The 14,455-nt window shown below is 64.0% G+C and carries 13 protein-coding genes and 1 pseudogene; 2 read left to right on the forward strand and 12 right to left on the reverse strand.

Annotation, left to right across the window (positions count from 1 at the left end; all coding sequences use genetic code 11):
- Nucleotides 1-220 precede the first annotated feature (220 nt).
- The 7 genes from DLM46_RS25205 to DLM46_RS25235 all read right to left on the reverse strand — a co-directional run bounded on the left by DLM46_RS25205 (nt 221) and on the right by DLM46_RS25235 (nt 6,894).
- The gene (locus tag DLM46_RS25205; protein WP_115105103.1) at nt 221-709 is read right to left on the reverse strand and encodes a metallophosphoesterase family protein; all 489 of its coding nucleotides are present in this window, start codon (nt 707-709) and stop codon (nt 221-223) included.
- A gap of 33 nt (nt 710-742) precedes the next feature.
- Nucleotides 743-1,552 carry a hypothetical protein gene (locus tag DLM46_RS25210; protein WP_115105105.1) on the reverse strand — a complete coding sequence of 270 codons (810 nt, stop codon included), beginning with the start codon at nt 1,550-1,552 and terminating at the stop codon, nt 743-745.
- Nucleotides 1,553-1,554: 2 nt separating this feature from the next.
- Nucleotides 1,555-2,130 (reverse strand): TMEM175 family protein, encoded by a 576-nt coding sequence (locus tag DLM46_RS25215; protein ID WP_115105107.1) that lies wholly within the window; start codon nt 2,128-2,130, stop codon nt 1,555-1,557.
- A gap of 142 nt (nt 2,131-2,272) precedes the next feature.
- A complete protein-coding gene (locus DLM46_RS25220; RefSeq protein WP_208866323.1) occupies nt 2,273-2,623 on the reverse strand; it encodes a cupin domain-containing protein in 351 nt (116 codons plus the stop codon).
- Between the two features lie 8 nt (nt 2,624-2,631).
- Nucleotides 2,632-4,032, reverse strand: coding sequence for an FAD-containing oxidoreductase (locus DLM46_RS25225; protein ID WP_115105111.1), 1,401 nt, complete (start codon nt 4,030-4,032; stop codon nt 2,632-2,634).
- A gap of 207 nt (nt 4,033-4,239) precedes the next feature.
- Complete coding sequence (locus DLM46_RS25230; protein ID WP_115105230.1) at nt 4,240-4,428, reverse strand: hypothetical protein; 189 nt, start codon at nt 4,426-4,428, stop codon at nt 4,240-4,242.
- Nucleotides 4,429-4,524: 96 nt separating this feature from the next.
- A complete protein-coding gene (locus tag DLM46_RS25235; RefSeq protein ID WP_115105113.1) occupies nt 4,525-6,894 on the reverse strand; it encodes a putative bifunctional diguanylate cyclase/phosphodiesterase in 2,370 nt (789 codons plus the stop codon).
- Nucleotides 6,895-7,173: 279 nt separating this feature from the next.
- Here DLM46_RS25235 and DLM46_RS25240 point away from each other — a divergent pair, with 279 nt between their 5' ends.
- Nucleotides 7,174-7,710, forward strand: a complete 537-nt coding sequence (locus DLM46_RS25240; RefSeq protein ID WP_115105115.1) for a lysozyme inhibitor LprI family protein — start codon at nt 7,174-7,176, stop codon at nt 7,708-7,710.
- A gap of 28 nt (nt 7,711-7,738) precedes the next feature.
- On the opposite strand, the gene DLM46_RS25245 is transcribed toward DLM46_RS25240, so the two are convergent.
- The 4 genes and pseudogenes from DLM46_RS25245 to DLM46_RS25260 form a co-directional block, all read right to left on the reverse strand.
- A complete protein-coding gene (locus tag DLM46_RS25245; RefSeq protein WP_208866324.1) occupies nt 7,739-8,281 on the reverse strand; it encodes a nucleoside deaminase in 543 nt (180 codons plus the stop codon).
- A 43-nt stretch (nt 8,282-8,324) separates the two neighbouring features.
- Nucleotides 8,325-9,446, reverse strand: coding sequence for a BMP family ABC transporter substrate-binding protein (locus tag DLM46_RS25250; RefSeq protein ID WP_115105235.1), 1,122 nt, complete (start codon nt 9,444-9,446; stop codon nt 8,325-8,327).
- A gap of 208 nt (nt 9,447-9,654) precedes the next feature.
- Complete coding sequence (locus tag DLM46_RS25255; protein ID WP_115105117.1) at nt 9,655-9,972, reverse strand: helix-turn-helix domain-containing protein; 318 nt, start codon at nt 9,970-9,972, stop codon at nt 9,655-9,657.
- Nucleotides 9,973-9,993: 21 nt separating this feature from the next.
- Nucleotides 9,994-11,432: pseudogene (locus tag DLM46_RS25260) on the reverse strand (aminotransferase-like domain-containing protein).
- A 169-nt stretch (nt 11,433-11,601) separates the two neighbouring features.
- Between DLM46_RS25260 and DLM46_RS25265 the strand changes: the two are divergent.
- Nucleotides 11,602-13,917, forward strand: a complete 2,316-nt coding sequence (locus DLM46_RS25265) for an FdhF/YdeP family oxidoreductase (protein WP_115105238.1) — start codon at nt 11,602-11,604, stop codon at nt 13,915-13,917.
- 4 nt (nt 13,918-13,921) lie between these two features.
- On the opposite strand, the gene DLM46_RS25270 is transcribed toward DLM46_RS25265, so the two are convergent.
- A complete protein-coding gene (locus tag DLM46_RS25270; protein ID WP_115105119.1) occupies nt 13,922-14,425 on the reverse strand; it encodes a M48 metallopeptidase family protein in 504 nt (167 codons plus the stop codon).
- Between the last annotated feature and the right edge of the window lie 30 nt (nt 14,426-14,455).

Here is a 14,455-nt window from a genome sequence, read left to right on the forward strand (position 1 = left end):
GCCGCTCGACAGTTCGTTGCCTCGAACCACAGTGACACGAAACAACCCGTCGGCCTAGGTTCGTTCCGAACGGCTCTAAAGAACCTCTAAGCTGACATACGCCGCTCCCCTCAGAATGACCGGATGTGGCCGTTCTGCGACACCTCGTTAGCGACTTCCATCCCGCCGCTTTCACCACGCCGCGCAACGAGAAATCAACCGCGGAATACGGATCCCCTTTTTATATCAGCAGCGGCTGAAGCGTCGCCGTTGCGTGTGCGCCTTCGACGATCAGCATGCCCGCCGAAACCGGCAACTTGAAACGCCGCGGTCCGGCGCTGCCCGGATTGACATACAGCACGCCGTTGCATTCGGCAATTGACGGTTTGTGCGAGTGACCAGCGATCACTACACCGATGCCTTCGCCGCGCAAATCGCCACTGAGCGCACCGAGGTCCGCGATGTCGTGCACGACGAGGATCGTCACCTGTTGAACGGTCAGCGTTGCGTGGACCGGCAACGCAGCGGCCCATTCACCGGTGTCGTTATTGCCGCGCACGGCCGTGACCGGCGCGATCTGCGCAAGCGCATCGAGCACCGTCTGATTGCAGATATCGCCCGCATGAATGATCGCATCGCAACCCGCGAGGAATTGCAGTGCCTCCGGACGCACGAGGTTATGCGTGTCGGAGATCAAACCGATGCGGGTGGTTCTCGCGTGCGAAGTCATGGTGGCAGTATTGGCTGATTCGGCTGAACGCGCTCAATCCGCTTGCGGCTGTTCGGCCAGTTCGCGCTGCGGCGTCCGCGCCGGCCGCTTCGCACCGAGCATGCGTCTGGTCGCGCCCTGCACGGCCCCCGACGCCGCCGATGCACACGCGAAGCTGAACAGCACGCTGTAGTGCGGCAGCATCGTCGCGGTCACGGCGAAGAATGCGGCAAACGCGCCGCGGCCGATCACCATGCCGCGCATCAGCAACGCGACGAAATCCGCACCGTGCGCGCGTTGCGCCGATACGGCGAGCACGATGCCGAGCAGAGGAAACACCGACAACAACCCGCTCCAGGTCGCGCCCATCGACGCGGACAGCGTCGTCACCGCGACGCTCAGCAGCGCGCCGGCAAGCATGCGCCAGGCGAGGTCGCCGAGGCCGAGCCGCGTAGCCGGCACGTGTCCCGTAATACGCGGCAAGCCGCTTTGCGAAATGGCGACGGCCACACAGGCCGCCGCCACCGCCCAGACGAGTCCAGCGGGCAGATGTGTGAGCAGCAGCGCGATGCCGCCCCACCCCGCCATTCCCGCGCACAGAGCAAGCGGCCACGCATAGCGCCGGCAACTCCACGCATAAGCAAAATTGAACGCCTCCGATGCGGCAAGCGCCGCGATCGACGCCGCCGACGCCTGCGCCGCGAACGCGGGGCCGCGCTCCAGCGCGAGCAGCAACATGATCGGCCCGGCGACCACCGGCAGCCCCGCGAGCCATCCCGCCACCGACGGTCCCCATACGCGCGCCGCCACCGTCAGCGCAGCCAGAAACGCCGGCACCAGCGCCAGCTTGAGCGCAAGCAGCATCCTCAGGCCTCGAACAGGTGTTCGATGCGCCGGTCCGGCACGATCCACCACGCCGCAGCCAGCGTATAGAGCGCCGCCGAAACCCACGGCGCGACGAACGCCAATGCGATGGCCGCGAGGTAGATCACGACCGAGACCTTGCCCTTGAAATCGTTGCCGACCGCTTTGGCGAGCGTCGAGTCCTTGCCGTGCTGACGGATCAGCACCTGGGTCAGAATGAAATACGCGATCGCCGCCATGAACAGCACGACGCCGTACATCGCGGTCGGCCACGAGGCGAGATGATTTTCGCCGGCCCAATGCGTGACGGCCGGCAGGAGCGACAACCAGAACAGCAGATGGAGGTTGGCCCACAACACCGCACCGTTGACCTTCTGCACGGTATGGAACAGGTGGTGATGATTGTTCCAGTAGAGGCCGACGTAGATAAAACTCAGCACGTAGGCGAGCAACACCGGAATCAACGGCCGCAGCGCGGCGAGATCGAAGCCGTCCGGCACCTTCAATTCGAGCACCATGATCGTGATGATGATGGCGATCACGCCATCGCTGAAGGCTTCGACGCGTCCTTTGCCCATCGCTCGGGTTCCTGATGATGTATGCGGTTAGGCGCGCAACTCGCCGTCATCCCGCTCTCCGTCATGCCACCGACGGCCCGCGCCGCAGCCGATTATCAGCGATGGCGCGGCGCTTTGTCGATGTCGGCCGATACCGTGGCGTTCAACGTGAACCGTCGCCCGGGTAATACACCGCGAGCCACACGCTCGGCTCCGTCTCGCTCGTCCATGCCACGCGGTGACGGCAATGCGCTTCGATCAGCACGTGATCGCCGGGCTTCATCGGATGCCACTGCGGGTCGCCTTCGAATTCGAGCGCCGCGGCGCCGCTCAGCAACACGACCCATTCCGCGCGCGGACTGTCGTACCAGAAGCCGGGCGCGCTCGCCTGGCCCGTCGAGACAATCCGCTCGATGGTGACGCCGGCCTGCTCCGCCAGCGTATCGATCCGCTCGTCGGGACTTGTCCGCTTACCGATGTCGAACAGATTGCCGCTGCTGATTGCGCGCTTCATTGCTGGGCTCACTTCATCGGTTTCAATCCATCGAGCAAGGTCGGCACCAGCTCACTGATGGTCGGATGGATATGCATCGCGTACTCCAGGGTCGGATACGGCGCGCCCGCTGCCATGATGTCGATGAAGGTATGGATCGCTTCGTCGCCTTCGATGCCGTGGATCGCCGCGCCGAGAATCTGCTTGCTCCCCGCGTCGACCAGCACCTTCATGAAACCATCGGTCTCGCCGCGTTCACGGGCCCGGCCCACGCGCGACATCGGCATGGTGGAGATCAGCGCTTCGCGGCCGGATTTGCGCGCGCCGTCTTCCGAGAGCCCGACGCGCGCAAGCGGCGGATCGACGAACACCGCATACGCCATGATCCGCGTATCGACGCTGCGCGTGGCGCCGTCGAGCAGATTGGCCGCGACGATCTGGAAGTCGTCGTATGAAGTGTGGGTAAAGGCGCCGCGGCCGTTGACGTCGCCGATCGCCCAGATGCCCGGCGCAGCGGTGCGCAACTGGCTGTCGACGGGAATCACGCCGTGTTTGTCGGCGGCGAGGCCGGCCGCTTCCAGCCCTAGCGAGTCGGTATTCGGCACGCGGCCGGTGGCGAACAGCAGGTGCGACGCTTCGAGCGCGGGAATATTCTGCTCGAAGCCGATGCACACTTCGCCCTGATGATGCGGATGCGGCTCGACCCGCGATGGCTGCACGCCGAAGCGGAACTCGACGCCTTCGCGCGTCAGCACTTTCTCGACGGAGCGCGCGAAATCGGCGTCTTCACGGGCCAGCACGCGATCGCCGCGCACCAGCACCGTCACGCGGCTGCCGAAGCGGCGAAAAACCTGTGCGAATTCGAGCGCGATATAGCTGCCGCCGACAATCGCCAGATGCGTCGGCAATTCGGTGAGTTCGAGCAGCGACGAATTCGTGTAATAGCGAATCCGCTCGATACCTTCGAGCGGCGGCACGACGGCGCGCGTGCCGGTATTGATGAAGATTTCGTCGGCGCTGAGCTCGGCGAGCACCGATCCGTCCGGCGCGCCGATGGAGAGCGTATGTGCGCCGGTAAAGCGCGCGTGGCCGTTGAAGACGCTGACGTTATCCGTGCCGCGCAGCCATTTCTCGACGCCGTCGCGCGATTGGCCGATGATCCGGTCCTTGCGCGCCTTCACCGCCGCCAGATCGACGCTGACCGCCCCGCTCACCTGCACGCCCAGTTCCGCCGCGTGGCGCGCCACATGCGCCGCGCGGGCGCTTGCCACATACGACTTGGTGGGCGTGCAGCCGACATTCACACAGGTGCCGCCAAACGCAGCACGTTCGATGACAGCGGTTTTGCGTCCGCTTTCACCGAGGCGGACCGCGAGCGGCGAGCCGCCTTGTCCGGTGCCGATCACAACTGCGTCGAAGTGCTGTGGCATGGCAAATCTCCCGAGGCGTGGGTGCAGCTCGTCATCTTACCCCTACGCTTCGTGTTGCCTTTGTCGGATCTCGTCTGGATGCGCGCCGTTACATCAGCGTGCCGGCTTGCAATCTGTGGTTGCCCCGTCGAGGGTGCGGTGCTGTCCGCTTGTTCCGGATTTCTCCGGATTGCTCCTGATTTGGCCTTGATTTGGCCCCGAGCGCGCTCAGGCGTGGCAGTGCACGGCGCAGATCAGCTCGCGTGAGCGTTGCAGCGCGGCTTGCGCGCCGCGCGCGGCGACCACCCACCCGACCTGGCCGAGGTTGAAGTCCTGTGACACCATCACTTGCATGAGGGCGACCATCGGCAGGACCACCGACGGTCGATAAAGCTGGTTTCTGATCAAGGCTGGCATGGCCGCTCCCGTCGCACCGCGCTGCTTCCGCGCCGCGCTGAAAAACACGTTTCGATGGGAGAATTTTACGGAGGCGGCCGCCAGGGATAAATATCGCTAGCGCGAAGTCACTTGTTTGCCAGCACGAACAATCGGGTTGCGTCCTTGTGCGTCCTTGTGGGTGCCTTCTGCCACCTTCGCCCGAGCCTCGCTCAACACACGAGCATACGAACTCGCACCAACCGGCCGGCTATACAGGTACCCCTGCTGCTTATCGCAGCGGATCGACCGCAGAAACGCCGCCTGCTCCGCGGTCTCCACACCTTCGGCGGTCACATTCATCCTAAGCGAATGCGCCATCGCCACGACCGCCTGCGTGATCGCAATCGAATCGCGGTGATCCGGCAAGCCGGCCACGAACGAGCGGTCGATTTTCAGGTTGTGCAGCGGAAAGCGCTTCAGGTAGGACAGCGACGAATAACCCGTGCCGAAATCGTCGACGGAAATGCGTACGCCCATGTCGCTCAGCGCGGTCAGCATCGGCAGCACGTTGTCGGTATCGCTCATCAGCAAGCGTTCGGTGATCTCCAGCTCCAGCGCGGCCGGTTCGAGCCCGGACTGTACGAGACAGCACTCGATCCGCTCCACCAGCCCGTCGTTGAACTGGCGCGGCGACAGGTTCACCGCGACAATCAGGTCCGGCGCCAGCGTGCGGCGCCACTGCGCCACCTGCTCGCAAGCCCGTGCCAGCACCCATGCGCCGATCTCGACGATCAGGCCGGCGTCTTCCGCCACCGGAATGAACTCGACCGGCGAGACGTTGCCGAGTTCGCTGTTGTACCAGCGCAGCAACGCTTCCGCCCCGATGGTCCGGCCGCAGTGGCTATCGACGATGGGCTGGTAGACGAGGCTCAGCTCGTCGGCGGCGAGCGCGCGGCGCAGCGATTGTTCGATCGTGAAGCGGCGTTGCAGATGCTGATTCAGTTCCGCCGTGAAGAACTGGAAGTTGTTGCGGCCGCGCTGCTTGGCGCAATACATCGCCGAGTCGGCGTTGCGCATCAGCGTCGGCACGTCCTGGCCGTCTTCGGGGAAGAGGCTGATGCCGATCGACGCGCCCAGATAGTACTCATAGTCCGCCACCGCGAACGGCACCGCGATCGTGTCGAGAATGCGGCGCGCGAGCGCAATCAGATGAGATGCGTCGTCGTACGCACTGACCACGATCACGAACTCGTCGCCGCCTACGCGCGCGAGCGTATCGTCACGCTCGACACAGGCCGACAGCCGCTCCGCCACACTGCACAGCAGCGCATCGCCGGCCTCGTGGCCGGCGGTGTCGTTGACCTTCTTGAAGCCGTCCAGATCGACGAACAGCACGGCTACGCGCGCCAGTTCCGCACTGCCGACCGCGCCGCCCGGCGCGAACAGATCGCGCATCCGCTCGGTCAGATAGGCGCGGTTGTAGAGGCCCGTGAGCGAATCGCGGGTCGCGAGAAATTTGAGCTGCTGCTGCGCCTCGCGCACCGGTCCGATATCGGTAAAAGAGATCAGCACCGAACTGGGTTCGCTATCGCCCGGCTTGATGATCGGCACGACGTTCCCAGTGATCCAGACGATCTCGCCGCTGCCCAGTTCCACGCCGACCGTGATACCCAGCAACGGCTTGCCGGTCGCCAGCACCCGCGTGGTCGGGCGGTCCGCCTCGGTGAGCAGCGAGCCGTCCTCGTGATACGCGCGCACCATCACGGTCAGAATGTCCTGGCCGACGAGTTCGGCGCCCGCGTGCAGAATGCGTTGCGCGCTCGGATTGCAAGCCAGCACGACACCCGCGCGCGATTGCACGATGATGCCTTCGTTCAGATGGTCGACGACCAGCCGGTGATGCTCCTCGCTGCGTGCAAGGCGCTGCGCGATGGTGTCCTGATGGACGGCCAGACCGACGCTGCGGCTGATGTCGCGCAGTATCGCTTCCTCTTCGGCGCTGGGACGGCGCGGCGCGCGGTAATAAACGGCGAACGCACCGAGCACCACGCCGGCATCGTTCTCGAACGGCACCGACCAGCACGCGCGCAAGCCGAGCGGCAACGCGAGCTGCTTGAAGTCGGCCCACAGTGGATCGGTTTCGATATCCTCGACGGCGACCATGCGCCGCTCGTACATCGCCGTACCGCACGAACCGGCTAGCGGACCGATCGCAGCGCCGTCGATGGCGGCGCTGAAATGCGCCGGCAGCGACGGCGCGCCGCCCATTCTCGTGTGCACGCCGTCCGCATCCAGCAACAGGATCGTGCAGGTCGCCCCGTCGCCAAGCAGCGCTTCCGCACGACGGCATACCTCATCGAGCAATTCCGGCAGCGGCGTGTTGCGGGTAATCAGCCGCAGTACGGAGCGCTCCGACGCCAGCACCTCCTCGGCCAGGTTCGGCCGATAGCGGGTACCCTCAGGCGTTGCTCGCATCGTGCTATCTGATGTCGCTTCGCAAGTCATATGTGCGCCCCCCAACCCGACATCGGCAGATTAGTGTACGCGGCACACGGGGGTTTACGCCAAGCAAATGCACTTTAATCACGGTGCGTGGCAGCAGGCCTCACGGGGTCGGATCGGGGAGTCGGGCCGCGACATGCGCCGCATGAGCTCATGGCAGATTCCGCGCGAAGCAAGATTTGGTAATCACCCACCTGAAGTCACGCTGTTTTCCGGCGTCTGTGCAGCGACGACTGCACCGATCATTCATTGCATGAAAACCCTTGCACCGCCGGGACCGCAATGAAAATCATCCGCCCCATTCTCGTCGCCGCTCTGATGTCGACGTACTTGCCCGCTCAGGCTACGAGCTTCGACTGCCACAGGGGACACTCGCTTACCGAAAAGATGATCTGCGCGGACCCCGCGCTCTCGAAACTCGACGACGCGCTCGGTCAACTGTATTGGAAAGCGCGCCGGCGAGTCGCGAACCGGCGAGCCTTTCTTGACGACAGCGACAGCAAGTGGGCCTGGCGCGAAGCGAATTGCCGCGATGCGGCGTGTCTGAATGCGTGGTACGCCACGCGGATCGATGAACTGGAGCGCTTGATTGAAAGCATGCGCAGCGGCACGCCGGCTGCTCCCGCCGAACCGCCTCCGCTACCGCAAGCCGAGACCATGGCGCGTCAATGCACGGCTGCGAATCCAGGTATCGTGCTGCACGATCAGTGCTCCACCGTGCTCAAGCAGAACGCCCACTGGCGGTATGAGCCGCATGGCGGCGACTGGTTCTGCGGACTCGCCATGGTAGGGACGGGAGATGCTGTTCCGCCGCAATAAGATCGCGGCGCTTTTTTCTACGCGCAGATTACCGGCTACTCCAAAACCGCCTCTGCACCTCCATAATTTCAGCCTCGACCTCGGCCACCGGCCCAACCACCTCCACTGCCTTCTGGCAGTGCTCGAACACATACCGGCAATCCACACTCATCGTCGGATTCTCCGAATGATCCCCGGTCGCCTCCAGCAATCGCTTCTCCGTCATCCCGAACACGACCCGGCCGATATTGGCCCAATACATCGTCCCGGCACACATGCAACAAGGCTCGACAGACGTGTATAACGTGCAGCTCCACAAATACTCAGGCGTGAAATTCAAAGCTGCGACGCGGGCCAACACCGATTCGGCGTGATTGACCGTGTCGACATTGCCCTGCTCCATCAACACGGTTTCCTGATCCGGCCCAACCAGCACCGCGCCAAACGGATGATGCCCCAGCAGCGTCGCCCGCTCGGCCACCCGGCTCGAATGCCGCAAATGCCGCACGATCTGTTCGGGCGTGGGCGCCAAACCCTGCGGCGGATACGCCGCCGCCAGGCCGGCGGCGTCAGTCGAGACAGTCAGACTCACGGGCGGTCTCCTTTAGTCATCGTTGTGCAAACCCGGCAATCCGTTACTTCGGCAGCGACCCGTCCACGCCCTGCACGAACCAGTTCAGACGCAACAGATCCGCATCGCTCAGCGACTTGCCCGCCGCCACCTTCACCGTACCGGACTGATCCGCGATCGGCCCGGCAAACGGATTGAACTTGCCGGAAATGATGTCCTCACGCTTCTGATTCAACGCCTTTTGCGCAGTCGGCGAAACCGCGTCCGTGTTGATGTCGGCGAGATCGATCGCCTTCTCCTTCAAACCCCACCACACCGGCGCGTTGTTCCACGTGCCCGACATCACCTGCTGCACCAGATGCGTGTAATAGACGCCCCAGTTGCTCACGCAGGCGCCCAGTTGCGCGTTCGGGCCAAACTTCTTCATGTCGGAATCCCAACCGAATGCGTGGACCTTCTTCTGCTCGGCGGTCTGCATCGTCGCGGTCGAATCGGTGTTCTGGATCAGCACGTCGGCGCCCTCGCCGATCAGCGTCTCGGCGGCCTGCTTCTCGCGGCCCGGATCGAACCAGCTATTGATCCACACCACCTTCACGCGCGCATTCGGGTTGACCGAGCGCGCACCCATCGTGAATGCGTTGATATTGCGCACGACCTCGGGCACCGGCACCGAGCCGACGAAGCCCAGCGTATTGGACCTGGTCGTATAGCCCGCGACCAGACCGGCCAGATAAGCGCTCTGATAGGTCCGCACGTCATAAGTGGCGAAATTGGGCGACTTCTTGTAGCCGGTTGCATGCTCGAACACGGCGTCCGGGAAATCCTTCGCCACTTTCAATTCGAAATCCTGGAAGCCGAAGCTCGAACCCACGACGATCTTGTTGCCCTTGGACGCCAGATCGCGAAACACGCGCTCCGAATCCGCCGACTCGGGCACGTTCTCGACACGCGTCACTTTGATCTTGTCGCCGAATTGCGCCTCGACGGCTTTCACACCCTGTTCGTGCGCATAGGTCCAGCCGGCGTCGCCCGGATTGCCCAGGTAGACGAAGGCGATGCCCAGCGGCTGGGTCGTGGCCGCCGCGGCGCCGAATGCCACGGTCGCCCCGAGTGTGGCGGCGAGGACGGTCCGCACGGTTCTGATACGCAGTGAGTGATGGAGCGCGCGCGCCAGCTTTGCTTTCATGAATTCTCCGACGATGGTTTGGAAGGTGCCTGCCACAGCGCTCGGGACAAACCCGGGCAAGACGTCAGCATAAGGGGCCATATTCGAAGGTCAAATTCAGCGGAAAAATTATTTCCCGTTATTCCGCCCATAACGCGGGCTGTATCTTGGTACGCGTCAACGTCGTGAGCCCCGGTCGGGCCGCCGGCGCGATCAGCCCGGCTGCGCCTCAGTGGGTCCGCGGCGCCGGGGCGGACTGCCCATCGTCGGGATCGTCAGGCGGCCCGGCGCCACCGAACAACGCCGCGCATAAGCCGAGGCCGGTTTCGCTCAGACGTGCGGTGCCCGACCCTTGCTCGTTGAAGGTGGTGTCGACGAGGCCGCCGTCGACCAGCGCCGTCAACTGCCGCCGCAAGCCGCTCATCGGCACGGCCGCCTGCTTCGACAGTTTGGCGAGCGACCACGCGCCGCCAGGCGTCTCCTGATGCGCGCGCCACAACTGCGCCAGCACGGCGACCAGCACCGGGTCGATTTCGTCGTCTTGCATCAAGTGCGTCTCCTTGTTTTCTCAAGCCATCCGCGCCACGAGCTCGCCGAGGATCTTCAGCGCCGTTTCAGTCTGCGCCGTCCACGGATAGCTGTAATTGAGCCGGATGAAGTGGCGAAAGTCGCTGCGCATCGAAAACATCATGCCCGGCCCGATCGTGATGCCGCGCGCGAGTGCCGCCTGATAGAGCCGCATCGAATCGACGCGTTCCGGCAACTCCACCCACAGCACGTAACCGCCTTGCGGCGTCGAGGTCCGTGTGCCGACGGAAAAAACCGCTGCACCATCGCCGTCATGATGCTCGCCTGCTGCCGGTAGACCTTGCGCACGTGCCGCAGATGCCGGTCGTAGCCGTCTAGCCGGAGATAATCCGCGACGGCGACTTGCGGCACCGAAGGCGTGGTCAGCGTGTTGAGAAACTTCAGTTTCTCGACCTGCGCGCGATGGCGCCCGGGCATCGCCCAGCCGATCCGGTACGAGGCGGTCAGGCTTTTCGAAAACGACGCGCAATGCAGCACCAGCCCTTTGCTGTCGTAGTTCTTCAAGGTCGAAGGCCGGCTCTCGCCGAAGTACAGTTCCTGATAGACATCGTTCTCGATCACCGGAATCTCGTGCGCGGCGAGCAGTTCGACCAGTTGCTGCTTGCGCGCGTCCGGCATGCGGAAACCCAGAGGATTCTGGAAGTTCGGCATCACCATGCAGGCGGCGATCTTCTGCCGCGCGATCACCTCGGCGAGCGCCTCGATGTCGATGCCGTCGACCGGATGCGTCGCCACTTCGATCGCGCGCATGCCGAGACGCTCGATGGCGTGCAGCATCGCGTAATAGGTCGGCGATTCGACAGCGACCGTGTCGCCCGGTTTGGCCACCGCCTGCAAGCTGAGGTTGATCGCCTCGGTCGCACCGACCGTAATGACGATTTCGTCGGGATCGACCGGCACGCCGTTTTCCGCGTAGCGGCGCGCAATCTGGCGGATCAGTTCGGGGTTGCCGGGCGGCAGGTCGTCGATCAGATTCCAGCTCGCCTGACGCCGCGCGATCGCATTGGCGTACTGGTTGATGCGCCGCCACGGGAACAGCGACGGATCGGGATACGGCGAGCCGAACGGCACGGCGTCGTGCGCGCGGATGCTGCGCAGCGTCGACAACACCAGCCGGCTCACGTCGACGGCAGCGGCCACCGGCGGCGTCGGCGCGGCGGCCCGGCGGCCTTGCCGCGGCGTGTCGGGCCCCGCAGCCGCAACGGTGGTCACGGCGTCCCGCACGAAATAGCCCGACTGCGGCCGCGATTCGACCATCCCGCGGCTTTCCAGCAACGCATACGCGTGCAGCACGGTCTTGATACTGACGCCGTGCTGCTGGCTCGCCTGGCGCACCGACGGGATCCGCTCACCGGCCGCGAAGACGCCGCGGCGCACGGCTTCGGTCATTTCGTCGGCGAGTTTTTCGTACAGTTTCACGGACCTGGCTCGAACAAACGGATGGGCGGGAGCGCCAGTCTATGACAAATATCCACCAACTGTATTCCTCTGCTTTCCGATTATCTGTATGCTGCGCTGCTTTTGGAACACAGTAGGCTTGCATCCATCGGCCTATCAGCCTCGTCAAAGCCGCTGCGGCGGCAGGATCATGAAGAAACCCGAAGCTCGCATCGCACCGTACACGCACCCGGCAGCCGGCTGGGGCGCGCTCAAGTACGTCGCCATCAATCTCATCAAGGAAAAGGTCACAGGCGGCAACTACCGCACGCTGCTTAAACAGAATCAGCCGGACGGTTTCGACTGTCCCGGTTGCGCATGGCCGGATCGTGAACACGCGTCCACCTTCGAATTCTGCGAAAACGGCGTCAAGGCCGTGGCCGCCGAGGCGACCAGCAAGCGTGTGACGCCGGCGTTCTTCGAAGAACACACCGTCGCCGAACTGATGACGCAATCGGATTTCGAGCTCGAACAGCACGGCCGCCTGACCGACCCGCTCGTCTACGACGCGGTGCGCGACCGTTACGTGCCGATCGGCTGGAATGAAGCCTTCGACCTGATCGCCGCTCACCTGAAGCGCCTCGACCACCCCGATCGCGCCGCCTTCTACACCTCGGGCCGCGCCAGCAACGAAGCCGCGTTCCTGTACCAGTTGTTCGTGCGCATGTACGGCACCAACAATTTCCCCGACTGCTCGAACATGTGCCACGAAGCGACCAGCCGCGGCCTGCCGCATACGGTCGGCGTCGGCAAGGGCACGGTTACGCTCGACGATTTCGAACATGCCGACACCCTGCTGCTGTTCGGCCAGAATCCGGCGACCAACCATCCGCGCATGCTCGGCGAGTTGCGCGAGTGCGCGAAGCGCGGCGCGACCATTGTGTCGATCAACCCGCTGAAGGAGCGTGGGCTGGAGCGCTTCGCGAGCCCGCAGCACCCGGTCGAAATGCTGACGCTCGGCAGCACGAAAATCAGTTCGGTGTTCATCCGGCCGAAGGTCGGTGGCGACTTCGCGCTGATCAAGGGCGTCGCCAAACGGGTGATCGAGCTCGACGACGAAGCGCAGCTGTCCGGCCTTGAACGCGTGCTCGACGTCGCGTTCATCGCCGAGCACACGGTGGGCTTCGCGGCGTTCGCCGATGACCTGCGCGCCGAAAGCTGGGACACCATCGTCGCCGAATCGGGCGTGCCGTTCGACGAGGTGCTGAAGCTCGCCGACATCTACGTGAAAGGCCGCGCGGTGATTTCGACGTGGGGCATGGGCCTCACACAGCACAAGAATTCGTTGCCGACGGTGCAGCTGCTGTCGAACCTGATGATGATGCGCGGCAATATCGGCCGCCGTGGCGCGGGTCTGTGCCCGGTGCGCGGGCACTCCAATGTGCAGGGCGATCGCACGGTCGGCATCGAGGAAAGGCCGACCCAGGCGTTTCTGGACCGGCTCGGCGAAGTTTATGACTTCGAGCCGCCGCGCGAACACGGCCTCGACGTCGTCAACACGATCCAGGCGATGCTCGACGGCCGGGTGAAGGTGTTCATCGGCCTCGGCGGCAACTTCTCGATTGCGACGCCGGACACGCCGCGCACGTGGGAGGCGATGCGCTCGTGCGAGCTGACTGTGCACATCACCACCAAGCTGAACCGCAGCCACCTCGTGCATGGCCGCGACGCGCTGATTCTGCCGACGCTCGGCCGCACCGAGATCGACTTGCAGAATGGCGTGGCGCAAGGCGTGAGTGTCGAGGATTCGATGAGCATGGTGCACATCTCGTACGGCATGAACAAGCCGGCCTCGGAGAATCTGTTGTCCGAGATCGCGATCGTCGCGCGGATGGCGCACGCCACACTGGGCAGCGCGAAGGTGGACTGGCTCGCGCAGGCCGCCGACTACTCGCTGATCCGCGACGGCATCGCGCAGGTGATCGACGGCTTCCACGATTACAACGAGCGGCTCGAGCACCCGGGCGGCTTTCATCTGGGCTTGGCCGCGCGCGAGCGGATCTGGAAAACGCCGAGCGGCAAGGCGCAGTTCATGGTGCATGCGATTGCCGTCGACACGCCGATTCACCGCGCGCGCGAAGAGCACGGCGAGCGCCTGATGACGTTGATGACGACCCGTTCGCACGATCAGTACAACACGACGATTTACGGCCTCGACGATCGTTATCGCGGCGTGTATGGCCAGCGCCGCGTGCTGTTCGCCAACAAGGACGATCTCGCGATGCTCGGTTTCGTGGCCGGTCAGCGGGTGGATATCACGAGCGTGTGGGCGGACGGCATCGAGCGTCGCGTGGAAGGTTTTTTGCTGGTGGAGTACGACATTCCGCGCGGTTGCCTCGGCGCGTATTACCCGGAGACGAATCCGCTGGTGCCGCTGTCTTCTGTCGCCGATGGCGCGGGAACGCCGACTTCGAAGTCGATTCCGGTTTTGTTGAGTGCCTGTGCCGCGGAGGCTGTCGCCGCTTGACGGGTCAGGTCTGGTTCCTCGTGAGATCGCGATGCGTCAGGTAAAGGCGCAGGTCGAATTCGAACTGGTGGTAGCCGGGTTGCATGAACTCGCAGAGGCGGTAGAACGCTTTGTTGTGGTCGCTCTCTTTCAGGTGGGCGAGTTCGTGCACGACGATCATTTTCAGGAACTCCGGCGCCGTCTCCTTGAACAGCGAGGCGATGCGGATTTCTTTCTTTGCCTTGAGTTTGCCGCCCTGCACGCGGGAGATGCTGGTGTGAAGCCCCAGTGCGTGGCGCACGACGTCGAGCTTGCTGTCGTAGATCACTTTGTCGATTGCGGCTGCACTGCGCAGGTGTTCGCGCTTTAACTCAGCGCAGTAGTCGTAGAGCGCGCGATCGGTCTGCACGTCGTGCCCGTTCGGATATCGCTCGGCCAGGTACGCGCCGAGTTTCTGGCCGGCGATCAGCGTCTGGACTTTTTCCTGTAGCGATGCCGGGTAGCCGGTCAGGTATTTCAATGGCTTCATAGTGGTTTGGGTCGCGCGTAGCGCGCGGGG

It is taken from the genome of Paraburkholderia lacunae, assembly GCF_003353175.1.
GTDB lineage: Bacteria > Pseudomonadota > Gammaproteobacteria > Burkholderiales > Burkholderiaceae > Paraburkholderia > Paraburkholderia lacunae.